This window comes from Mesorhizobium sp. (genome assembly GCF_965229135.1).
In the GTDB taxonomy this organism is placed as follows: Bacteria; Pseudomonadota; Alphaproteobacteria; order Rhizobiales; family Rhizobiaceae; genus Mesorhizobium.
Window position 1 is genome coordinate 1847853 of sequence record NZ_OZ245860.1, and the last position, 23618, is coordinate 1871470.

At 61.9% G+C, this 23618-nt stretch carries 20 protein-coding genes; 12 read left to right on the plus strand and 8 right to left on the minus strand.

Translation table 11 applies throughout. The annotated features are described in order from the left end of the window. Positions 1–502: 502 nt before the first annotated feature. From ACO07C_RS09080 to ACO07C_RS09090, 3 genes are all read left to right on the plus strand, one after another. Entirely contained in the window at positions 503–2623 is a 2121-nt protein-coding gene (locus ACO07C_RS09080; RefSeq protein ID WP_421913839.1) for a S9 family peptidase, read from the plus strand. Continuing rightward, on the plus strand, positions 2620–3246 hold the full coding sequence (locus ACO07C_RS09085) for a LysE family translocator (protein ID WP_421913840.1): 627 nt from the start codon (positions 2620–2622) through the stop codon (positions 3244–3246). Before ACO07C_RS09080 ends, ACO07C_RS09085 begins: the two co-directional genes overlap by 4 nt. 154 nt (positions 3247–3400) lie before the next feature. Further along, positions 3401–3790 carry an SET domain-containing protein gene (locus tag ACO07C_RS09090; RefSeq protein WP_421913841.1) on the plus strand — a complete coding sequence of 130 codons (390 nt, stop codon included), beginning with the start codon at positions 3401–3403 and terminating at the stop codon, positions 3788–3790. Between the two features lie 194 nt (positions 3791–3984). Here ACO07C_RS09090 and ACO07C_RS09095 read toward each other — a convergent pair whose 3' ends face one another. The 4 genes from ACO07C_RS09095 to ACO07C_RS09110 form a co-directional block, all read right to left on the minus strand. Continuing rightward, entirely contained in the window at positions 3985–4932 is a 948-nt protein-coding gene (locus ACO07C_RS09095; RefSeq protein ID WP_421913842.1) for a c-type cytochrome, read from the minus strand. Between the two features lie 8 nt (positions 4933–4940). Then, the gene (locus ACO07C_RS09100; RefSeq protein WP_421913843.1) at positions 4941–5378 is read right to left on the minus strand and encodes a c-type cytochrome; all 438 of its coding nucleotides are present in this window, start codon (positions 5376–5378) and stop codon (positions 4941–4943) included. A gap of 163 nt (positions 5379–5541) precedes the next feature. Next, complete coding sequence (locus ACO07C_RS09105; protein WP_227348373.1) at positions 5542–6144, minus strand: superoxide dismutase; 603 nt, start codon at positions 6142–6144, stop codon at positions 5542–5544. 175 nt (positions 6145–6319) lie between these two features. Then, entirely contained in the window at positions 6320–7198 is an 879-nt protein-coding gene (locus tag ACO07C_RS09110) for a branched-chain amino acid aminotransferase (protein WP_421913844.1), read from the minus strand. Positions 7199–7377: 179 nt separating this feature from the next. Between ACO07C_RS09110 and ACO07C_RS09115 the strand changes: the two genes are divergently transcribed. Then, positions 7378–8040, plus strand: coding sequence for a haloacid dehalogenase type II (locus ACO07C_RS09115; RefSeq protein ID WP_421913845.1), 663 nt, complete (start codon positions 7378–7380; stop codon positions 8038–8040). A 175-nt stretch (positions 8041–8215) separates the two neighbouring features. Beyond that, positions 8216–8992, plus strand: a complete 777-nt coding sequence (locus ACO07C_RS09120; RefSeq protein WP_421913846.1) for a L,D-transpeptidase — start codon at positions 8216–8218, stop codon at positions 8990–8992. 98 nt (positions 8993–9090) lie between these two features. Here ACO07C_RS09120 and ACO07C_RS09125 read toward each other — a convergent pair whose 3' ends face one another. Next, complete coding sequence (locus ACO07C_RS09125; RefSeq protein ID WP_421913847.1) at positions 9091–10638, minus strand: helicase HerA-like C-terminal domain-containing protein; 1548 nt, start codon at positions 10636–10638, stop codon at positions 9091–9093. Between the two features lie 258 nt (positions 10639–10896). Here ACO07C_RS09125 and ACO07C_RS09130 point away from each other — a divergent pair, with 258 nt between their 5' ends. Both ACO07C_RS09130 and scpA read left to right on the plus strand, forming a co-directional pair. After that, positions 10897–12339, plus strand: coding sequence for a methylmalonyl-CoA mutase subunit beta (locus ACO07C_RS09130; RefSeq protein ID WP_421913848.1), 1443 nt, complete (start codon positions 10897–10899; stop codon positions 12337–12339). Beyond that, the gene (scpA, locus tag ACO07C_RS09135; RefSeq protein WP_421913849.1) at positions 12336–14459 is read left to right on the plus strand and encodes a methylmalonyl-CoA mutase; all 2124 of its coding nucleotides are present in this window, start codon (positions 12336–12338) and stop codon (positions 14457–14459) included. The genes ACO07C_RS09130 and scpA overlap by 4 nt, the downstream gene beginning before the upstream one ends. Before the next feature lie 27 nt (positions 14460–14486). Here the strand turns inward: scpA and greA are convergent, their stop codons facing one another. Continuing rightward, the gene (gene greA / locus ACO07C_RS09140) at positions 14487–14960 is read right to left on the minus strand and encodes a transcription elongation factor GreA (protein ID WP_421913850.1); all 474 of its coding nucleotides are present in this window, start codon (positions 14958–14960) and stop codon (positions 14487–14489) included. Between the two features lie 120 nt (positions 14961–15080). Here greA and ACO07C_RS09145 point away from each other — a divergent pair, with 120 nt between their 5' ends. Next, entirely contained in the window at positions 15081–16457 is a 1377-nt protein-coding gene (locus tag ACO07C_RS09145; protein ID WP_421913851.1) for a TIGR03808 family TAT-translocated repetitive protein, read from the plus strand. On the opposite strand, the gene ACO07C_RS09150 is transcribed toward ACO07C_RS09145, so the two are convergent. Beyond that, positions 16450–17454 carry an asparaginase gene (locus ACO07C_RS09150; protein ID WP_421913852.1) on the minus strand — a complete coding sequence of 335 codons (1005 nt, stop codon included), beginning with the start codon at positions 17452–17454 and terminating at the stop codon, positions 16450–16452. The two genes, ACO07C_RS09145 and ACO07C_RS09150, sit on opposite strands and share 8 nt — an antisense overlap. Positions 17455–17480: 26 nt before the next feature. Then, positions 17481–18647, minus strand: coding sequence for an acetyl-CoA acetyltransferase (locus ACO07C_RS09155; RefSeq protein WP_421913853.1), 1167 nt, complete (start codon positions 18645–18647; stop codon positions 17481–17483). A 198-nt stretch (positions 18648–18845) separates the two neighbouring features. Here ACO07C_RS09155 and betI point away from each other — a divergent pair, with 198 nt between their 5' ends. Genes betI through betA form a run of 4 tightly spaced genes read left to right on the plus strand, consistent with a single transcriptional unit; the run spans position 18846 to position 23609 of the window. Next, positions 18846–19436, plus strand: coding sequence for a choline-responsive transcriptional repressor BetI (betI, locus tag ACO07C_RS09160; protein WP_421913854.1), 591 nt, complete (start codon positions 18846–18848; stop codon positions 19434–19436). Then, complete coding sequence (gene betC / locus ACO07C_RS09165; protein ID WP_421913855.1) at positions 19433–20962, plus strand: choline-sulfatase; 1530 nt, start codon at positions 19433–19435, stop codon at positions 20960–20962. The genes betI and betC overlap by 4 nt, the downstream gene beginning before the upstream one ends. Continuing rightward, the gene (locus ACO07C_RS09170; RefSeq protein ID WP_421913856.1) at positions 20963–21964 is read left to right on the plus strand and encodes a threonine/serine dehydratase; all 1002 of its coding nucleotides are present in this window, start codon (positions 20963–20965) and stop codon (positions 21962–21964) included. It abuts the gene before it with no gap. Beyond that, positions 21957–23609, plus strand: a complete 1653-nt coding sequence (gene betA / locus ACO07C_RS09175) for a choline dehydrogenase (protein ID WP_421913857.1) — start codon at positions 21957–21959, stop codon at positions 23607–23609. The genes ACO07C_RS09170 and betA overlap by 8 nt, the downstream gene beginning before the upstream one ends. Positions 23610–23618 lie beyond the last annotated feature (9 nt).

Below are 23618 nucleotides of genomic sequence, written 5' to 3' on the forward strand. Positions count from 1 at the left end.
GACTCCGCGATTCGCGTCACGGCATATCCCATGAGCCAACAGACCAAGTAAGTCAATTAATTTCTTACGCTATATTCAACGATACTGATCAAATATTCGTTGATCAGCTTCAATCTAGCGTGTCCATGTACCACATGGCAGCTTTTCTGGTCGAACCAGTGGCAGCTAAAGCCGGGTCAGATGGCATTTACATCAACCGCAAATCGCGGAAAGATTTCAATGCTTGGTCTTGCTTGACCATCACGCGGCTTATCTGGCCGCAATCGGTTTTCGCCCGGACCATGGATCGCGGCATCCATTGCTGGCGGCGGCGTGCAACCATCAGTCCGCCAAAGAAAGCCGGATCGTGTCAGAAGAATGTCTTGCCGGTGCCAGACGTATCGCCGAAGACAGATTGGCCACTTGCCAAGCCATGAAGGGGATCGCATGAGACTGGTTACTGAAGGCTGAGCCGTTGAAACATCGGCAGCCGCTGGTTCGGATGATCCCAAAGCGAGACGCAATGACCAAAACGACAGCATTTCCGTTCATCAGCCCGCCGAAGCCGGAAAAACGGCCGATTTCCGACACGCATCATGGCACAACGCGAACCGATGACTACGCCTGGCTGCGGGCCGACAACTGGCAGGAGATGTTCAGGGACCCGTCATTGCTCGACGTGGGAATCCGCGCCGAGCTCGAGGCCGAGAACGCCTACCAGTCAAAGCTGATGGCGGATACGGTCGACCTGCAGAAGCGGCTTTTCAACGAGATGAAAGGGCGCATCAAGGAAGATGATTCTTCCGTCCCGATGAAGGATGGACCCTACGCCTACGGTTCATCCTACAAGCTTGGCGGCGAGCAGCCGCGCTACTTCCGCATGCCACGCGATGGCGGCGCCGAGCAGATCCTGCTCGATGGCGACACGGAGGCCACGGGCAAGGCCTATTTCCGCCTAGGCGGCGTCGATCACTCCGCCGACCATCGCAAGCTGCTGTGGGCGTTCGACGACAAGGGCTCCGAATTCTACACCCTTCGGGTGCGCGACCTTGCCGATGGGAATGAACTCGCGGACCAGATTCCCGACACCGGCGGTTCAGGCGTCTGGAATGCCGGCAATGATGGTTTTTTCTACACACGCCTCGACCCCAACCACCGGCCGTCCAAAGTGCTGTTCCACGCGCTTGGACAAAGCCATGGAAGCGACCGGCTGATCTATGAGGAAACCGATCCCGGCTTCTTCATGGATGTTGACGGCACACGCAGTAATGAATGGATCATGATCGGTATCAACGACCATGAGACCTCCGAATACCGCCTGTTGAGCGCCAGCGATCCATTCGCCGAGCCGAAACTGGTCTCGCCGCGCGAGATCGGATTGCAGTATGAACTGGAGGAAGGTGGCGACATCTTCTTCATCCTGACCAACGCCGACGGCGCCAAGGATTTCAAGATCATGACGGCGCCGGCCAGCGATCCGGTGCGCGCCAACTGGCAGGAACTGGTCCCGCACGAGGCGGGCCGGCTGATCTTGTCGATGATCGGCTTCAAGAGCCACATGGTGCGGCTTGAACGCAAGGATGGGCTGCCCCGCATTGTGGTGCACGACCGCGCCAATGGCGAGGAGCACCTGATTTCGTTCGACGAGGAGGCTTTCTCGCTCGGCCTCTCAGGTTCCTACGAGTACGACACCGAGATCATGCGCTTTTCCTACTCGTCAATGACGACGCCGGCGCAGGTATTCGACTACAATATGCGCACCCGCGAGCGAACGCTGCTCAAGACCCAGGAAGTGCCATCCGGCCATCAACCGGACCATTACGTCACCAGACGGCTAATGGCGCCCGCCGCCGACGGCGAACTGGTTCCGATCTCGCTTTTGCATCACCGCGATACACCGCTGGATGGGTCCGCGCCTTGCCTGCTCTACGGCTACGGTTCCTACGGAATCACCGTGCCCGCCGCCTTCAATACCAACTGGTTTTCATTGGTCGACCGCGGCTTTGTCTTCGCTATCGCTCATGTCCGCGGCGGCAAGGACAAGGGCTATGGCTGGTACGATGACGGCAAGCGAGAGCACAAGATGAACACCTTCACGGATTTCATCGCGGTCGCACGCCACCTGGTCGCGGAGCGGTACACCGCGCATGAACGTATCGTCGCGCAGGGTGGGTCGGCCGGCGGCATGCTGATGGGCGCGGTGGCCAACATGGCGCCGGATTGCTTTGGCGGCATCGTCGCCGAGGTGCCCTTCGTCGATGTGCTGACCACCATGCTCGACGCCAGCCTGCCGCTGACGCCGCCGGAGTGGCCGGAATGGGGCAATCCGATCGCGTCCGCCGACGACTACAGGATCATCGCCGCATACTCGCCCTACGACAATGTCGGCGCGCTAGACTATCCACCGATCCTGGCGCTGGCCGGTCTCACCGATCCGCGCGTCACATATTGGGAACCGGCCAAATGGGTGGCCCGACTGCGCGACCGAAAGAGCGGCGACAATCCGGTGCTGTTCAAGATCAACATGGATTCCGGGCATGCGGGCGCGTCGGGCCGGTTTTCACGACTGGAAGAGATTGCCTACACCTATTCTTTCGCGCTGAAGGTTGCAGGCACGGCGCAACCCGCGGAAGGAACGCAATGATCAGCCTCTCCACACTGGTAACCTACGTCCTGGTTGTGCTTGGCTTCGCCTTTATTCCCGGCCCAGCCACGCTCTTTACCATCACACGGGCGACAAGCTCGGGAACCAGGGCGGGCATCGCGACCAGCGCCGGAATCGCGGCGGGCGATATCGTTCACACCTTCATGGCCGTGGTCGGCATTTCGGCGATCGTCGCCACGTCGGCGGCGTTGTTCAGCATCGTGAAATACGTCGGCGCGGCCTACCTCGTTTATCTCGGCATCCGCGCGATCATCGAGAAAACGCCGGCCAATCTGGCTGCCGGGACGCTTGCAATCTCCGCCGGAAAGGCGTTTCGACAAGCAGTCCTGACCGAAGTGCTCAACCCCAAAACCGCGCTTTTCTTTCTCGCCTTCCTTCCGCAGTTCGTACATCCGGAAAATGGATCGGTGATGCTCCAGTTGATGATACTCGGGGTGATCTTTGTTGTGCTGGGCCTTTTCAGCACAGTCATCTTTGCGGTTAGTGCCGGCGGCGTCGGCAAATTTCTGCGCCGCAATCCATCGGTGGTGAAATGGCAGGGCAAGTTCGTTGGCGGCATCTATTGCGCCTTGGGTGTTCGTCTTGCCCTACAACAACGCTGATGCCGGGCGGCGGCTCGGACCAGTGACCGATCAGGCAGTCATGATTTTTTGAATTCCGCCTCGCTCATTTTTACTCGCAATCGCGGCGGTCGCGCGCTACCCAAAGCGCGGCTTGTCACAGGCCAGACAATCCACAACCGTGCAAGGGTCCATCATGCTGCTCGTCGACGTTTATCTCGACAAATCGCCCATCCAGGGCATCGGCGTCTTTGCCAAGAACCACATTCCCAAGGGGACGCTGGTGTGGAAGCTCGATCCCCGGTTCGACCGGATCATCGATGTCGAGACCTATGAGGGTGAGACCGGGCCGGTGAAGAACTATCTCGACCGCTATTCCTACCCCGATCGGCGCGATCCCGCCTACATCGTCTTCGAAGCGGACGACGCCCGCTACATGAACCATGACGACCAGCCGAATTGCGATGTCTCCTCGCCCGAGGAAACCTACGCCTTGCGCGACATCGCACCGGGAGAGGAGATGACCTGCAACTACAATCTTTTCTTCGAGACGGGCTTCGATTTCCTGGGCGACCGCCACCTTTAGTCCGCAAACGGCGGCATTCGCGGCCAATGGCTGTATGTCAATCCGCGGGACGAGATGGTCATCGCCAAATTCTAGTCACAAGCCAACGCTGTGGTCTCCAACGCCAGGTATTCAATCTGGCGTTGTCCGATGCACTGGCCAAGATGATCTGAGCTTTGCAATGGTCGAGTGCCAAGTCCTGAGTAAGCCCGGAATCAATTCGTGACAGGCTTGCGCGCCGGATAGCCATTTGGATGCGGCGGTATCGCCTTGAGATAGGCCGCGATGGCCGCACGATCCTGTGTGGTCAATTGTGCCATGTTCCGTTGCACATCGACCATTGCGCCGCCGACAGAATCGAAATCGGGCGTGAAGCCGGTTTCGAGGTAGTTGGCGATGTCGGCCTCCGTCCATTTGCCGACGCCCCCCTCGCTCGTGATGTTCGGCACGATGCCGTTGCCTTCAGCGGCCACCGCACCTGCCAGCCACTCATTCTCTTTCGTGCCCCCTGCCAGGTCGCGCGGCGTGTGGCACTCGCCGCAATGACCCGGTCCCTCGACCAGGTAGCGGCCGGCCATCACAGGGTCAGGGGTACTATTTGGGAAGGAAATGACAGGTTTGGTGCTCAAATAGAGCAGCTTCCACAAGCCAATGCCACGACGGATGTTGAACGGGAATGCCAGTGAATTGGCGGGCGCCTTGCCGGCGACCGCCGGCAGTGTCTTCAGGAAGGCATAGAGGTCGGCAATATCCGCCGGCTTCATGCGCGCGTAGGAGGTATAGGGGAACGCCGGGTAAAAATGCTCGCCGGAAGGCGATACGCCCTTCAGCATCGCATTGGCGAGATCCTCGACCGACCATGCACCGATGCCATCCTTGGGATCTTGCGAAATGTTGGGCGGAACGAAGGTTCCAAACGGCGTCTTGAGTTCGAGGCCACCCACGAGTTGAAGCCGCGCATCGCCCTGCGAACCTGGCTTGGCGTGGCAGGACGTGCAGCCGCCGGCGTAGAAAATGCGCTTGCCCCTGGCTGGGTCTCCCGGCCCGAGTTGCGCCAGGGTCGTCGTGTCAAGCCTGACTGGAGCCGACAGGATCCAGCCGGCAGCAGCGCCGGCGCCACCAAGAACGAGGACCGCGCCGACGAGCTTCTTCAGCCATGCCATGGCTGAAATCAGCCTTTCTTGACCCTGTAGGCCTGATGGCAGGTCCCGCAATCCGACCCGATGGTGCCGACTTGCGCCTTCAGCGCGTCGACATCGGCGGGGGCCGCGGCGACCGCCGCCTTGACGTCGGCGAGATATTTGTCCTCGGCGGCCTTGAAGCCAGCCATGTCTTCCCAGATCTTCGGGCTTGCCGTCGTGTTACCGGCGTCGCTGCCTTTCGGGAACAACGCGTCGACATCGAGCTTCTCGGCATTCGCCTGCAGAGCCTGCAACTGCGTCAGCACGGCCGCGGCATCAAACGCCTGATCACCCTTGGCCACTTTCGACAGGCCGCCGACGATCTTTCCGCGCTCCTTCATCAGAGCCTGCCGATCCTGGATCGGGTCCGCGAAGGCCGCCGATCCGGCGAGAGCGAGCATAGAGATGGCGAGGACAAGCTTTCTCATTCAATTGGCTCCATGGATGAAGGTATCTCGGACAGGACGTTAACGGATACGCAGGCTGGAATATTCCCTTCTGCTCAGGCGATTTTGGCCATCCCTTGCGATTGCGACGAGGGCCAGGCATTGAAAAAGAAAAGCCCCGGCGTGCCGGGGCTTTCGATATCGATCAGGCCTTGGCCTTTTCGTAGAGTTCCAGGACATGATCCCAATTGATCAGGCTGTCCACGAAGGCCTCGAGATATTTCGGCCGGGCGTTGCGGTAGTCGATGTAGTAGGAGTGTTCCCAAACGTCGACGCCGAGGATCGGCGACGCGCCGTGAACGAGCGGGTTCTCGCCGTTCGGGGTCTTCGAGATCGCCAGCTTGCCGTCCTTGACCGAAACCCAGGCCCAGCCCGAGCCGAACTGCGTCGTGCCGGCGGCGATGAAATCGGCCTTGAACTTGTCGTAGCCGCCGAGATCGCTGTCCACCGCCTTCTGCAGTGCACCCGGCAGCTTGTTGCCGCCGCCGCCCTTCTTCATCCACTTCCAGAAATGGATGTGATTGTAGTGCTGGGCCGCATTGTTGAAGAGGCCGGCATTCTTGCCGAATGACTGCTTGACCACCTCTTCGACCGACAGATCGCCCAAGCCTGCCTCGGCGGCGAGCTTGTTGCCGTTGTCGACATAGGCCTTGTGGTGCTTGTCGTGGTGATACTCCAGCGTCTCCTTGGACATGTAAGGCTGCAGGGCCTCATAGTCATAGGGCAGAGCGGGCAATTCGAAAGCCATGAACAGTACTCCCTCGTGGAAAAAATCCGGTATGGATACCGGAGTAAGATAGGTCTGGATTGAGTTGGGACAACTCCAGAATGAAGTGCCGGTTCCCTTTCTAAGCAGGTTCGGGAAAACTGTCACACGGTTTTGCGATGGAAACCTGCGTCAAAACACGAGGGCTTGAACCCCATCATCGAGCCGGCGTCGAATGTGCCCAATCCCAATAAAGCTCGCGCGCTTTCTTGGCCACTGGTCCGGGCTGCAGATTGCGATCCTCGATGCGGGTGACGGGAACCACCTTCGAGTGGTTGCCGGTCGAGAAAATCTCGTCCGCTTCGAGGAAATCCCGCACCGACAGCGTCTTTTCGGTGGTCTTGAACCCATAATCTCCAAGCAGCGTCATGGTGCGCGAGCGCGTGATGCCTGACAGGAATGTGCCGTTCGGCGCTGGCGTCAGCACATGGCCGTCCTTGACCAGGAAAATGTTCGAGCTTCCGGTCTCTGCGACGTTGCCCAGCATGTCGAGTACCAGGGCATTGTCGAAACCGCGCATCTTGGCTTCGAGAATGGCGCGGCCGTTGTTGGGATAAAGGCAGCCCGCCTTGGCATTGGTCGGCATTGTCTCGATGGTCGGCCGGCGGAACGGCGACACCGTCACCGAGAAACCGGTCGGCGCAATCATCGGCGATTCATAGAGGCAAAGGCAAAAGCGCGTCGATGCCGGGTCTGCCGGAACACCCATGTAACCGCCGTGCTCGGCCCAGTACATCGGCCTGATGTAAACCGCCGTCTTGCCGTCGAATTTCTTCAGCCCGTCCCAAGTCAGACCGACGATCTGTTCCGCGCGCATTGACGGCTTGAGGCCCAGCGCTATCGCGGAAGAATTGACCCTGGCGGCATGGAGTTCGAGATCCGGGGCCACACCCTCGAACCAGCGAGCGCCGTCGAACACGCTGGTGCCAAGCCACATGGCATGGCTGCGCGGCCCCAGGATGGCGACGTTGCCTTCGTACCAGTCACCATCCACGAAAGTCCATGTCGCGGATTGCGCCGCTTCTGCCAATGTCATTGCTTCGTTCCGTTGCGATACTGTCTTGTGCAACCATTGGAAGATGCTTTGGCGGGTGCCGTCAACCGGCATGGCCGAGATTTGTTGGGGCCAGCGCCACGCCGCGTGGCGTCAAAATCCGCCGTGCCAGGCCCAATCAGGGCTTGCACGCGGTGCCGAGCGGTTCCAAAACTGGCTTCATGCATTACGCGGCCTATGTTTTCGACGCCTATGGCACGTTGTTCGACGTCCATGCCGCCGTCCGTCGTCACGCCGACCAGATCGGACCCGATGGCCAGTTACTGTCGGAAATCTGGCGTGCCAAGCAGCTGGAGTATTCCTGGGTGCGGACGCTTATGGGCGCCTATGCCGATTTCTGGCAACTTACCGAACAGGCGCTTGATTTTGCGTTGCGCAAGGTTCCGTCCGCCGATACGGGTCTCAAGGCCAAGCTGCTGGACGCCTACTGGCGGCTCGACTGCTATCCCGAGGTGCCGGCCGTCCTCAAGGCACTCAAGGCATCGGGGGCGAGACTGGCAATCCTGTCCAACGGCTCGCCTGAAATGCTGGAAGCGGCCGTCAAGTCCGCCGCGCTCGACCAGGTGCTGGACGACATCTATTCCGTCGACACCGTCAGGCGGTTCAAGACCGATCCGTCGGTATACGACATGGTTGCGACCGGCTGGCGGCTCTACCCTGGCGCGGTATCCTTTCAGTCGTCCAATCGCTGGGATATAGCCGGCGCGACAAAATTCGGCTTCCGGACCGTCTGGATCAATCGCAGCAACCAGCCTGAGGAATATCGGGATTTCCCACCTGCCCTGATCCTGCCGTCGCTGGAAGCGCTGGTGGCTAGCGGCTGAACGCCCGACATGTTGCGATCACGCAACAGTGGTAGCGCGGTCACAGCTTTGCCTTTCTTTGTCCACCCTGAGGCCAGATTTGGAACCGCCTATCGCGCCAAGTGTTAGGTCGAGCACTACACGCGCAACGGCGTATTCACGCTTTGTTGCGATTTGAGACTTTAAAAAGGCAACCATGTCCATACCTGAATCGCCCCCCTTTCGCCTCAGCCGCCGCGGCTTTCTCAATGTCGCGGCCCTTGGTGCCGCCTCGGTCGCCGTTTCCGCTTGCACCACCACCAGTCCGGTGGCTGTCAATCCTCCGCAGCCAGCCTATGTCGAACCTCCGCTGGCCGACTATGTGACCATGTATGCCGCTGTCAGCGATGGCGGCTTCGACCTCCCAGCCATCCCTGTCGACAAGATCGACCCGCGCTTTCTGCGTCAGATCGTTCAGGATCCGACCGGTCAGAAGCCGGGAACAATCGTCGTCGATACGACCAATCACTTCCTCTATCTGGTGCGCCCGGGCGGCGAAGCGATCCGCTATGGCGTCGGCCTTGGCCGCGCCGGCTTCGCGTGGTCGGGCGACGCCGTCGTGCAATGGAAGCAGAAATGGCCGAAATGGACTCCGCCGGACGAGATGATCGCCCGTCAGCCGGAACTGAAGCCATACAGCGCCAGCAATGGCGGCATGCCCGGTGGCCTGAAGAACCCGCTTGGCGCGCGCGCGCTCTACCTTTTCCAAGGCAACCAGGACACGCTCTACCGCTTGCACGGCTCGCCGGAATGGCGCTCCATCGGCAAGTCGGTCTCGTCCGGCTGCGTGCGCCTGATGAACCAGGACATCATCGATCTCTACGACCGCGTGCCGAGCAAGACTCCGGTCATCGTCACGGCCGACGTCAGTGACCCCACGGCGGGGACCAACCACAAGGGCATTGCGATCGATAGTGGCGTGCCGACCGGCTGAGCGCTGCCTTTGCGCCGTAAAATCAGTCCTTTGATCCGATGAGCGGTAACAATAGGAGGCCTGTCCGGCTGAAACCGGACAGGCCTTTTTGCTGCGATCTAGCGGCCTCGCGAGAGGCTGCCGAGGATGCCCCGAACGATCGCCCTTCCAACCGACGAGCCGACCGAACGCACCACAGATTTGATCGCGGCCTCCGTCACCGTCTGGCGATTGGACGGGCGAGGTGCTGGCGCCCGCCGCCCGGTGGACCGCGGAGCCGGATCGTCATTGCCGAAACCTGGAATGGTCCAGCGTGAGCCTCCACTGCCTTGCTGCTGCGCCTGCTCTTCGGCGTCCTGAGCATCTTGCGCCTTTTTTTGCAGCATCTCGAAGGCCGATTCTCGATCGATTACCTCGTCGTATTGGCCCGCGACCGGGCTTTCCTGAATCAGCTTGCGGCGCTCGTCCGGCGTGATCGGTCCCATCCGCGAAGACGGCGGCCGGATCAGCGTTCGCTGAACCATGGACGGAATGCCCTTGGCCTCCAGTGTCGAGACAAGCGCCTCACCGGTAGCGAGTTGAGTAATCGCCGTGGCACAGTCGAAGTCGGGGTTTGGCCTGAAGGTTTCAGCCGCCGTCCTCACCGCCTGCTGCTCACGCGGCGTATAGGCGCGCAACGCGTGCTGTACGCGATTGCCAAGCTGGGCCAGGACTTTCTCAGGGATATCCAGGGGGTTCTGGGTGACAAAATAGACGCCGACGCCCTTCGAGCGGATCAGGCGGACCACCTGTTCAACCCGATCGACCAGTACCTTGGGCGCTTCATCGAACAGCAGATGCGCCTCGTCGAAGAAGAAGACGAGTTTCGGCCTGTCGGGATCGCCGACTTCCGGAAGCACCTCGAACAGTTCCGACATCAGCCACAGCAGGAAGGTGGCGTAGAGCCGCGGGTTCATCATCAGCTTGTCGGCGGCGAGCACGCTGATGGCGCCGCGCCCGTCACGGGTTGTCCGCATGATGTCCGATATCCTCAGCGCCGGCTCGCCGAAGAAATGCACCGCACCCTGCTGCTCGAGAACCAGCAACGTGCGCTGGATGGCCCCGACCGACGGCTTCGTGACATTGCCGTAGCGGGTGCTGATTTCATCTGAACGCTCGGCGATGTTGGCAAGAAGCGCCTGCAGATCCTTCATATCCAGCAGCAACAGGCCTTCTTCGTCGGCGATACGGAAGGCGATATTCATGATGCCCTCCTGCGCATCCGTCAGGTTCATCAGGCGCGACAGAAGCAGCGGCCCCATCTCCGAAACGGTGGCGCGGATCGGATGCCCCTGCTCGCCGAAGAGATCCCAGAAGATCACCGGAAACTCCTGGAAATCATAGGGTTCGAGTTTCACCTGCTTGGCTCGCTTGACCAGGAAATCCTGAGCGGTGCCCATCATTGCGATTCCCGACAGGTCGCCCTTGATGTCGGCGCAGAAGACCGGCACTCCGGCATTCGAAAAGCCTTCCGCCAGAATCTGCAAGGTCACGGTCTTGCCCGTGCCAGTGGCGCCAGTCACGAGGCCATGGCGGTTGCCATATTGCAGCAACAATTGTTCCGCGCGCTGGTAGCTGTCGTCCGGCTTGCGGCTGGCGCCGATGAAAATACTCGTGTCGTCAGCCATTTTGTCCCGTCTCCGCAAAACCTGATTTGGTCACCGCCGAAGGTATAGTGACGCCGTCCGGAAGCGACAATGGCTACACTCGAAAATGGCCTTTTGGAGCTTGCGGATTTTCCCAACGTTTGGCAATCGGTTGACGGTTTGCAATGCAGATCATGGGCGGTGTGGAACATCGCCGCGCCATGTTGCATTGTGATATCGGGCTGGGAACCGTAGACTGACATCTCCAGGCTGGTGCGGCCGAAAAAACGAGGAAAGCGGATGGGCGCTGGTGCCTTGATCCACGATGACGCGATTGCGAACGCAGACAGGCAGCGATGGCTGGCTCTCGCGGAAAAGGCGCTCGCCGGCGCATCCTTCGAGGAGAAGCTCGTCTCTCATACGGACGACAACGTCCGGATCGAGCCGCTCTACGACCGTTCGACCGCGGGCGAGCCGATCGTGCGTGCAAACCCGAGATCGCCCTGGATCGTCAGCCAGCGCATCGACGATCCGGACGTCGGCCGCGCCAAGGCTCAGGCGCTGGAAGACGTGGCGCAGGGCGCCACCGGATTGTCGCTTGTCTTCGAAGGCGCTCCCAACGCGTTCGGCTACGGCCTGCCGAGAACGGCAAAGGCACTGGAGACCGTGCTCGAGGGCGTACCCCTCAATCGCGTGCAGGTCCGCATCGACACCCATCCCTGGAGCCGTCCGATGGCCGACTGGCTGGTGGCGTTCCTGAGCAAGCGTCGGTCTGATCCGGCAAAGCTCAACCTGTCCTTCGGCATTGATCCCGCGGCGATCCTCGCAGGGACCGGGCGGCTCCGCATGTCGATCGAAGCGCTGCAGGAATCGATGCCGCAATCGCTGGCGCATTTCTTCTCGATGGGCGTCCCCGGTGTGCTGCTCGAAGCCGACGGGCGCGTCTTCCACAATGCGGGCGCTACGGAGGCGCAAGAGCTCGGCATCATGTTGGCTTCGGCCGTATCCTATCTCAGAATGTTCGAGAAGGCGCGGCAGCCACTTGTCTATGCGGCACCCCATATCGGCTTCGCGCTCAGCGTCGACCAGGACCAGTTCCTGTCGATGTCCAAGGTCCGTGCCTTGCGCCGGCTCTGGGCACGCGCGCAGGAGGCCTGCTCGATCCCCCATTCCACCGCCAGTATCCACGCCGAAACGTCGTTTCGCATGATGACGGCGGCAGACCCGGAGACGAACATCCTGCGCACTACGATTGCCGGCTTTGCCGCCGCGGCCGGCGGCGCGGATTCAATCTCCATCCTGCCGCACACGATCGTGCACGGCCTTCCGGCGGGGTTTGCCCGGCGCGTCGCCCGCAACGCCCAACTGATCATGGCCAATGAAAGCCATATCGGTCATGTCGCCGACCCGGCTTATGGTTCCGGTGCCGTCGAAGCGCTAACCGCGGAACTCTGCCAGGCGGCGTGGACAGAATTGCAGCGGATCGAAGCGGAAGGCGGCGTGCTTGCCAGCCTTCAGGAAGGACATATCCAGAAACGCGTTCACGCCGCGGCCGCGCGACGCAATGCAGCCTACCAAGCCGGCGAACGGGCAATCGTCGGCACGACACTTTACCCGTTGAAAAACGAGCGGCCGGTCGAGACGCTGGCAGCGGAGCGCCGCCCCCCATTCATCGAAGGCGTGGCGGTCTGCGAGCCCCTGTTTGCGGCCCGTATCGATCAATCGATCGGAGGCGCGTCTTGATACCGGATTTCAGCCAGATCGGATGGGTGCCGCCGCGACGCGTGCCGGTCGAGATCAAGGGCCAGCGGTTGACGCCGGAAGGCCTTGTGGTCAAGCATCTGTACAATCAGGCCGACCTCAAGGGCGTGCCGCATCTCGATACCTATCCGGGCGTGCCGCCATTCGTGCGCGGTCCTTATCCGACCATGTATGTCCAGCAGCCATGGACGATCCGGCAATATGCAGGTTTTTCGACCGCCGAAGAATCCAATGCCTTCTACCGGCGCAATCTCGCCGCCGGCCAGAAAGGCCTGTCAGTCGCCTTCGATCTTGCCACGCATCGCGGCTATGACAGCGATCATCCACGCGTTGCCGGCGATGTCGGCATGGCCGGCGTCGCCATCGATTCCATACTCGACATGCGGCAACTCTTCGACGGCATTCCGCTCGACGAAATGACGGTATCGATGACCATGAACGGCGCGGTGCTGCCCATCATGGCGCTCTACATCGTAGCGGCAGAAGAACAGGGCGTTGCGCAAAAGGACCTCGCGGGTACCATCCAGAACGACATTCTGAAGGAGTTCATGGTCCGCAACACATACATCTATCCGCCCAAGCCCTCGATGCGGATTGTGTCGGACATCTTCTCCTACACATCGAAGAACATGCCGAAGTTCAATTCGATTTCGATCTCCGGCTATCATATGCAGGAGGCCGGTGCCACGGCCGATCTGGAACTTGCCTATACGATCGCCGACGGCATCGAATACGCCCGCGCCGGCGTCGCGGCCGGCCTCGATATCGACCGCTTCGCGCCGCGCCTGTCCTTTTTCTGGGCGGTTGGCATGAACTTCTTCATGGAAGTCGCCAAGCTCAGGGCCGCGCGCCTGTTGTGGGCGACCCTGATGACGAAGAATTTTTCGCCCAAGGACGAGCGTTCGCTGTCGTTGCGCACGCATAGCCAGACCTCGGGCTGGTCGCTGACGGCGCAGGATCCCTACAACAACATCATCCGCACCATGATCGAGGCGATGGCGGCGACGCAGGGCCATACCCAGTCGCTGCATACCAACTCCTTCGACGAGGCCATGGCCTTGCCGACCGACCATTCCGCCCGCATCGCCCGCAACACGCAGCTCATCCTGCAGAAGGAATCCGGCACCACGCGTATTATCGATCCGTGGGGCGGCTCCGCCTATCTGGAACGGCTGACGCATGACCTCGCGGCGCGCGCACTTGGCCATATCGAAGAGGTCGAAACCCTCGGCGGCATGGCGGCGGCAACGGAAAAGGGCATCCCGAAGCTGCGGATCGAGGAAGCGGCAGCGCGCACCCAGGCGCGCATCGATTCCGGCGAGCAGATGCTGGTCGGGGTCAACGCGCACCGGCCGGAGACGGACATCGAGGTCGATGTGCTGAAGATCGACAATGCCGAGGTCCGTGCCCGGCAATTGTCCAAGCTGCAGCGACTAAAGGGCACGCGTGACGTGGGCGCCGTCGAGAGCGCGCTCGATGATCTCACCCGCGCGGCGGAGGGCAACGAAAACCTGCTGGAGTTCGCCATCCGCGCCGCGCGCGCCAATGCCACCGTGGGCGAAATCTCGTTCGCGCTGGAAAGAACCTTTGGCCGCCACGTCGCTACCGTCCAGACCATTTCCGGCGTCTATCGCAAGGCGCTTGGCGACAACGCCGTGGTAGACGGGCTGCAGGCCAAGCTCGAAGCCTTCGAGAAGAAGTTTGGCGGCAAGCCGCGCATCCTGGTCGCCAAAATGGGACAGGATGGGCACGACCGTGGCCAGAAGGTGATCGCCACGGCCTTTGCCGATCTCGGCTTCGACGTCACCGTGGGCGCCATGTTCCAGACGCCGGAGGAGATCGCGAAGCTCGCGGTCGAACACGACGTCCATGTCGTCGGCGCCTCGTCGCTGGCGGCAGGCCACCTGACTCTCATTCCCGAACTGCGCGATGCGCTGAAAAGGCTGGGACGCAGCGACGTGGTGATCGTCGCCGGCGGCGTCATCCCGCCGCAGGACTATGACGCGGTGATGGAAGCGGGTGCGGCGGAAATCTTCCCGCCCGGCACGGTCATTCCAGAGGCTGCGGATCGTTTGCTGGACCGGCTGCTGTCGACCGAGTGAATATGCTGGGTAACTGAAGAGAACGGACTAGCTCTCGGAGAGCTTGACGATTTCCCATTCCTTGTCGTTGACCACGGCGACATCACCGACCTTCTTGCCGAAAAGGGCGACCGCCATCGGCGACACATGCGAAATCGTGCCCTTGGCCGGATCGGCCTCGTCCTCGCCGACGATCTTCCAGTGCACCTTCCTGTCGTCATCGCCCTGCAGGGTAACGCCCATGCCGAAGCGCACCTGGTCGCTGCCGGGCTCAGGCACGGACAGTTCAGCGTTCTCACGGCGGGCGGTCCAGTAGCGCAGATCGCGCGACACAACCGCGATGCGTTCGCGATCCGCCTTCCTCTCCGCTTTCGCCAAGATGTCGCGCAAGTCGGCGAGATTCTCCTCGATCATCGCCAGGCCGCGCTCCGTCACGAGATTGCGGTGCGGGCTGATCGGACGCTCACCGATGCCGGCAATGGCGTTTTCGCTGTCTTCTTCGCGTGTGAAAGCTCTGCTCATTCACTGAACTTAGGCGCGGAAAGGCTGGTCGACAAGCCATCGCCGACATGTCGGTCCCCAAGGCGGCGCGCCTGGCACGAATCCTGCGGCGTGGCGGGCTGGAGCCAGGGAACTGTGCCGATGTTGAACAGACGAACATTTTTCGCGGGAACCGCCGGCTTTGCCGTCATCGGGCTATCGCTTGGCAAGGCAATGGCCGCCGGCCTGCCCGGCATCGAGAAAGCATCGATGCGCGGATCGATCAACGCGACCGATCTCGGAGTTCAACCTGGCGCTCTTGACGACCAGAGCAAGGCTTTCGCCAAGTTGCTCCAAAACGCAAGTGATCGCGACATGCCGGTGTTCCTGCCGCCCGGCACCTATGTCGTGTCCAACCTGTCGTTGCCCAGCCGCGTACGTCTTTCCGGTGTGCCGGGCGCAACGCGCATCGTCTATGGCGGCAATGGCCACCTGTTCATGGCCGAACAGGCCGACCATGTCGAACTCACAGGACTGGTGTTCGACGGCACAAACCGCTGGATGGGTGATTATGCGCAGGGCCTGCTCGATCTGCGTCGGGTCGGGCACCTTGTGATCGACAACTGCCAACTCACCGGCAGCAGCAAGAACGGGCTTGCGCTCGAACGCGCTTCGGGACGCGTCGAACGTTCCGAGATTTCCGGCGCCGCTGATGCCGGCATCTATTCGGTCGAAGCCGGCGGGCTGACGATCACTGGCAATCACGTGTCCGACTGTGCCAATGGCGGCATCCTCGTGCATCGCTGGCAAGCGGCGGAAGACGGCACCATGGTGACGGGGAACCGCGTTGAGCGCATCCAGGCACGCAGTGGCGGAACCGGCCAGAATGGCAACGGCATCAATGCCTTTCGCGCCGGCAACGTCGTCATCGCCGGCAACGTCGTTTCTGACTGCGCCTTTTCGGCGATCCGGGCCAACAGTTCCAGCAACCTGCAGATTACCGGCAACACCTGCTCTCGGTCGGGCGAGACGGCTGTCTATTCCGAATTCGCGTTCGAAGGCGCCATCATCGGCAACAACATCGTCGATGGCGCAGCCAACGGGATCTCCATTGTCAATTTCAACGAAGGCGGCCGCATGGGCGTGTGCGCCGGCAACATCGTGCGCAACCTCTCAAGCAGTGGCCCCTACCCTGCTGATCCACCTGGTTTTGGCGTCGGCATCAGTGTGGAGGCCGACGCCTCGGTTTCCGGCAATGTCATCGAGAATGCACCGCTCTACGGCATGCAGATCGGCTGGGGCCCCTACATGCGCAATGTGGTGGCGACCGGAAACATCATCCGCAAGGTCGGCACCGGCATCGTCGTGACCGTTGTTGAAGGCGCGGGCACGGCCGTCATCTCCGACAACGTCATCGACAGCGCGCGGAACGGCGCGGTCATCGGCCAGCGCTGGGCACAAGCCGTAACCGCCGACCTCGCCGCGTCAGGCAATGCCGGCTATGCGCATCTGACGGTCGAGCGCAATCGCGTCAGTTGAAGGCAGCGGTTGGCCGAAGCGAGCCGACCTTGGCACCGACGCGGCTTTCGATGGGTGCGCTTGCCAGCTTGACCAGCTTTGCCGCCAGCACCTCGTCCGAACGCAGCAGCCTGGCAATGACCGAGGCCACCATGGTTTCGGCCGCACGGCCCGCGCCATCGTCGCATTTGAGCGCAATGCCGAGACCAAGTTCGGGGAGTGCCGCGCAGTAGACGCCCTCGGCTCCGGTCTTGACGAAAATCCGCCCCGGCGCCGCGCCCATCAGTGCAACATCGGCTCTGCCGCTACCCGAGACCAGGAACGGCTCGGCCATGCACGCGGAAAGCAGGCGCTTTGCGGCCTTGGCACGCAGCGCACCCAAACCTGCCCCGGTGGTCATCCGGGCAAAGCCGAGCGCGAAACTGCGCAGCGGCACTGCGTAGGTTGGGATCGAACAGCCGTCGGTCGCACGCTCGTCGGCACCATGGGCCGCGCCGGTCACCGCCTGCATGGCGTCCCGCACCATCTCCTGCTCGGCATGGCCGGCCTTGACGTAGCCGTTATGCGCGACGCCCATGTGGACGCAGGTGCAGAGAAAGCCTGAGTGTTTGCCGGAACAGTTGTTGTGAAGGGCGTTCGGCGAGCCACCAGCGCGCGCGAGTGCGATCGTCGCGTCATGGCTGGACGGCCAATGCAGGCCACATTCCAGGGCGGTTTCATCGAGCCCAGCCCGTGTGAGCATCGACCGCGCCAGTTCGACATGCTCTGGCTCGCCTGAATGCGAGGCGCAGGCGAGCGCCAGTTCGCGGTTACCGAAGCCATAGGCATCGGCCGCACCGCTTTCGACCAGCGGCAATGCCTGGATCGCCTTGACGGCCGAGCGTGGAAACACCGGCCGAGCGGTGTCACCGATTTCCCAGACGGGCTTGCCGTCGGCATCGAAAACCGCGATGGCACCGCGATGCGCGCTCTCGACGATCGTGCCGCGCAGAACTTCAACCAGAACCGGATTTGTCATGAGTACCCCGCGAATGCGGGCCGCTTTTATCTGATCCGGTCGAGGATTGAAACGTAATTGGCGACCGCGGCGCCCCCCATGTTGAAGATGCCGCCGAGTTTGGCACCAGGCACCTGGATGCCGCCGGCCTCGCCGACGAGCTGCATGGCGGTCAGCACATGCATCGAAACACCGGTGGCGCCGATCGGGTGGCCCTTTGACTTCAGGCCGCCCGACGGATTGACCGGCAGCCGGCCGTCCTTCGCCGTCTCGCCGCTCATGGCCAGCTTTGCACCCTCGCCAGGCCTGGCCAGACCCATCGCCTCATATTCGATCAGTTCGGCAATGGTGAAGCAGTCATGCGTCTCGACGAAGGAGAGATCATCAAGCGTCACGCCAGCATTCTTCAGCGCCCGGCTCCAGGCCTGCTCGCAACCTTCGAAGGCCAGGATGTCGCGCTTCGACATCGGCAGGAAATCCTGCACATGTTCGTTGGCGCGGAAAGTCACCGCACGGCGCATCTTTAGCGCGGTGGAGGTGTCGGTAAGCACGAGTGCGGCGGCGCCGTCCGACACCAGCGAGCAGTCGGTGCGCTTCAAGGGACCGGCCACGAATGGGTTCTTCTCGCTCTCCTGGCGGCAGAACTCATAGCCGAAATCCTTGCGCATCTGCGCATAGGGATTGTCGACACCGTTCTTGTGGTTCTTGGCGGCGATCATCGCCAGTGCGTCCGACTGGTCGCCATATCGCTGGAAATACGCTTGCGCGATCTTGCCGAAGACGCCAGCGAAGCCCGCCGGCGTGTCGCCATCCTCGGGCAGATAGGACGCCTTCAGCAGGTTCTTGCCGATCTCAGGCCCGGGCGTCGTCGTCATCTGCTCCGCCCCGACCACCAGCACGATACGGGCCGCGTTTGCATCGATGGCACGGATGCCTTGCCTGACCGCCGCCGATCCTGTGGCGCAGGCATTCTCCACGCGTGTGGCCGGCTTGAAGCGCAGGCGGTCGTCTGCCTGGAGGACGAGGCTGGCGGTAAAATCCTGTGCGGAAAAGCCGGCGTTGAAATGGCCAAGCACGATCTCGTCGACATCGTCCGGGCCTATGCCGGCATGGTCGAGCGCCTCGATTGCAACCTTGGTGATCAGGCTCTCCAGCGTCTCGCCTTCGAGCTTGCCGAAGCGCGAATGCGCCCAGCCGACGATGCATGCAGTCATGGCAACCTCCATACTCGCGACAGCCTAGCAGACGCTGCGGCGTACACTCCGTTAATGTTGTTCAACACTGAACCATTTGCAAGGCTTGTGAAGGTGCAGCCGCACACAATCGGTTGAGCCTCGGCGGAAAATCGGACTGGATTTTTGTTGATTGATCCGTCAATAAAAAATAATCTTGCGGCTAGAGCGGGAACAACAATGCCGAAAGTCGGAATGGAGCCACTGCGCCGCAAGGCGCTGATCGATGCGACGATCTCGGCGATCGGCGAGCGCGGTTCGCTCGACGTGACCATGTCCGAAATCGCCGGACGTGCCGGTGTGTCCTCGGCGCTGGCCCATCATTATTTCGGCGCCAAGGATGAACTGTTGCTGGCGACGATGCGGCACATCCTGGCCGAGCTGACGGCCGACACGCTGCGCGCCCTTGGTTGCGCCAGTACGCCGCGCGAGCGCGTTTCGGCGGTCGTGGCGGTGAACTTCTCCGATCTCCAGTTCCAGCCGGAAACAATTGCCGCATGGCTCGCCTTCTATGTCGAGGCGCAGAAATCGTCTGCGTTGCGCCGGCTGCTGAGGGTCTATGCGCGGCGCCTGCATTCCAACCTGATGAGCGGGCTGACCGGCATCCTGCCCAGAAGCGAAGCCGACCGCGTCGCTGAGGCGACAGCCGCCCTGATCGACGGGCTCTATATCAGGCGCGCGCTGAAGGACGGCGTGCCCGATGCCGCGACCGCGATCGCACTGGTCGAGGACTATCTCGAAACGAAACTCAACCGGCGGCAGGCACAGTGACGACCAAACGACCCAACATCCTGATCATCATGGTCGATCAGCTCAACGGCACGTTGTTTCCGGACGGGCCGGCTGACTTCCTGCACGCACCGCATCTAAGGGCGCTTGCCGCACGCTCCGCGCGCTTTGCAAACAACTACACGGCTTCGCCGCTCTGCGCGCCCGGCCGCGCCTCGTTCATGAGTGGCCAGTTGCCCTCGCGCACCGAGGTCTATGACAATGCCGCCGAGTTCGCCTCGTCGATCCCGACCTATGCCCACCATCTACGCTCGGACGGATATCACACCGTGCTGTCTGGCAAGATGCATTTTGTCGGGCCGGACCAGTTGCATGGCTTCGAGGAACGGTTGACCACCGACATCTACCCGGCCGATTTCGGCTGGACACCGGACTATCGCAAGCCCGGCGAGCGCATCGATTGGTGGTATCACAATCTGGGTTCGGTGACCGGCGCCGGTGTTGCCGAGATTTCCAACCAGATGGAATATGACGACGAGGTCGCCTTCCATGCGGTGCAGAAACTCTACGATTTCGCCCGCGTCTCCGACGACGCCTCGCATCGTCCCTGGTGCCTGACGGTTTCCTTCACCCATCCGCACGACCCCTATGTCGCGCGCCGGCAATACTGGGATTTGTACGAAGACTGCCCGGCCCTCGATCCGGAAGTCGGCTTCATCCCCTATGACAGCCAAGACCCGCATTCCCAGCGGCTCTACCGCGCCAGCGACTATGACAGCTTCAACATCACGCCGGAGCAGGTCCGCCGCTCGCGGCGCGGCTATTTCGCCAACATCTCCTATGTAGACGACAAGGTCGGCGAACTGGTGTCGGTGCTGGAGCGCACCCGGATGCTCGACGACACCATCATCCTGTTCTGCTCGGACCATGGCGACATGCTCGGCGAGCGCGGACTATGGTTCAAGATGTGCTTCTTCGAGGGCTCGGCGCGCGTTCCTCTGATGATCGCCGGGAAAGGCATTCCAGCCGGCCTGATCGATACGCCGGTGTCAAATCTCGACGTGACGCCGACGCTTTGCGATCTGGCCGGCATCGACATGAGCGCGATCATGCCATGGACCGATGGCCAGTCACTGCTGCCGCGACTGCACGGCCAGAAACGCACCGCGCCAGTGCTTATGGAGTACGCGGCCGAAGGGTCCAACGCCCCGCTGGTGGCCATCCGCGACGGCCGCTACAAATTCATCCATTGCGAGATCGACCCGCCGCAACTGTTTGATCTTGAATCCGATCCCAAGGAACTCATCAATCTTGCCGAGGACCCTGCGCATGCCGCGCTGGTCGCGGCGTTTATCGACAAAGTTCGGACCCGCTGGGACATGGCCGCTTTCGATGCCGCCGTACGCGCGAGCCAGGCCCGCCGATGGGTTGTCTATCCGGCGCTGCGCAACGGCACCCACTATCCCTGGGAGTTCCAGCCGCTGCAGAAAGCATCCGAACGCTACATGCGCAACCACATGGATCTCAACGTGCTCGAAGAGCAAAAGCGTTTTCCGCGAGGCGAATAAATGGCCGAAGTTCTTGTCCCCTCCCTCGATCATCTCAAGCAGGCCTACGCCGTCACCTCCCGAGCGACGCAGATCACGCCACTGCTGGAATCAGCAGCCCTGGCCAGAGAGACGGGCGCGGCCCGCGTCTTCATCAAACCGGAATCTCTGCAATGGGCGGGATCGTTCAAGATACGCGGCGCCTATTGGCGTTTGAAGCGGCTTTCGGCTGGCGAAGCGAAGAAGGGTGTGGTCGCCTATTCGTCGGGCAATTTCGCGCAAGGGCTGGCCGCCGCCGGCCAGGCGCTCGGCATCCCCGTAACCATCGTCATGCCGATCGACGCTCCGGCCGCCAAGCGCGATGCCACGGCCGGCTACGGCGCACGCGTGGTCCTGACGGATCATGGTGACCGCGCACGCGAGGAAGTCGCGGCAGCGAAGGCACGCGAAATTTCCGAAACTGAAGGCCTGGCGCTGCTGCATCCATTCGACGACCCGGAAATCGTTGCCGGCCAGGCCGGCGCCGGACTTGAGGCTCTCGACCAGCTTGAGGCCAAGGGCGCAAGCGCCGACCTGCTGTTCTGCTCGGTCGGCGGCGGCGGCTTGATCGGCGGCGTTTCGCTTGCCTTCCACTATCTGTCGCCTCGCACACAGATCATCGGCGTCGAGCCGGAGGGCTTCAACGGAATGGGCTCCTCGCTGGCGCATGGCGCCATCGAAACCATGCCGATCGGGCCGCAGTCGATCTGTGACGGCCTGATGGCGCGCAAGCCGGGCGACGCGCCGTTCGCGGCGGTGAAGGCCGCCGGCGTTAGCGGCATCACCGTCGATGACGCTTCGGTGCGTCGCGCCATGCGCATTGCCTTCGAGCGGATGAAGCTGGTGCTTGAGCCTTCGGGCGCGGCGTCGCTGGCGGCGCTGCTCGGCGGCAAGGTGGATGTAACGGGCAAGACCGTGCTCGTGGTGGCAACTGGCGGCAACGTCTCGCTCGCCGATTTTATGGCGCATATGAACCATGCTTGAAGCGGATTTCGTCATCATCGGCTCCGGCTCGGCCGGTTCGGCCATGGCCTATCGCCTGTCGGAAGACGGCAAGCATTCGGTCATCGTCATCGAATTCGGCGGCACCGATATCGGGCCGCTGATCCAGATGCCGTCGGCGCTGTCGATCCCGCTCAACATGAGCCTCTACGACTGGGGCTTTGCCAGCGAGCCGGAGCCGCATCTTGGCGGCCGTGTGCTGGCGACGCCGCGCGGCAAGGTCATAGGCGGCTCATCCTCGATCAACGGCATGGTCTATGTGCGCGGCCATGCCCGCGACTTCGATCATTGGGCCGAAGACGGTGCGTCGGGCTGGGGCTTTGCCGACGTGCTCCCCTATTTCAAGCGCATGGAAGATTCGGATGGCGGCGAGGATGGCTGGCGCGGCCACGGCGGCCCGCTGCATGTGCAACGCGGGTCGCGACGCAATCCGCTCTACGGCGCCTTCGTCGAGGCGGGCCGCCAGGCCGGCTTCGAGCTGACCGACGACTACAACGGCTCCAAGCAGGAGGGTTTTGGGCCGATGGAGCAGACCATCCGCGGTGGCCGCCGCTGGTCGGCGGCATCGGCCTATCTCAAGCCGGCGTTGAAGCGAAAGAATGTGAGCCTGGTCAAGGGTTTCGCCCGGCGGGTGATCGTCGAGAATCAACGCGCCGTCGGCGTCGAAATCGAGGCCCATAAACAAATCCAGGTCATCAAGGCGAGGCGCGAAGTGATCGTCGCCGCCTCGTCGATCAATTCGCCCAAGATCCTCATGCTTTCCGGCATCGGCCCGGCCGAGCATCTCAGGGAAAACGGCATAGCCGTCGTCGCCGACAGGCCCGGCGTCGGCCGCAACCTGCAGGACCATCTGGAACTCTACATCCAGCAGGAATCCACCCAGCCGATCACGCTCAACTCGGTGCTGAACCCATTCTCCAAGGCATTGATCGGGGCGCAGTGGCTGTTCTTCAAATCGGGACTCGGCGCGACCAATCATTTCGAGGCGGCGGCCTTCGTGCGCTCGCGTGCCGGCGTCGATTACCCCGATATCCAGTACCACTTCATACCGGCGGCTGTGCGTTATGACGGCAAGGCGGCAGCGAAGTCGCACGGCTTCCAGGCCCATGTCGGGCCGATGCGATCCAAGTCTCGGGGATCGGTTACGCTACGCTCGCCGGACCCGGAATCGAAGCCGGTCATCCGATTCAACTACATGTCGCATCCGGATGACTGGACAGAGTTCCGTCACTGCATCCGGCTGACGCGCGACATCTTTGGCCAGTCGGCATTCGACGCCTATCGCGGCCAGGAGATATCGCCCGGCTCACACGTCCAGTCGGACGAGGATCTCGATGCCTTCATCCGCGACCACGCCGAGAGTGCCTACCATCCTTGCGGCACCTGCAAGATGGGCCGCGCCGACGATGTCACGAGCGTCGTCGATCCGGAATGCCGGGTCATCGGGGTCGAAGGGTTGAGAGTCGCCGATTCCTCGATCTTCCCGCGCGTCACCAATGGCAACCTCAATGCGCCGTCGATCATGACCGGCGAGAAGGCATCCGACCACATCCTGGGCCGCACGCCGCTGGCGCCTTCCAACCAGGAACCATGGATCAATCCGCGCTGGCAGGCGTCGGACAGATAGAGCATGATC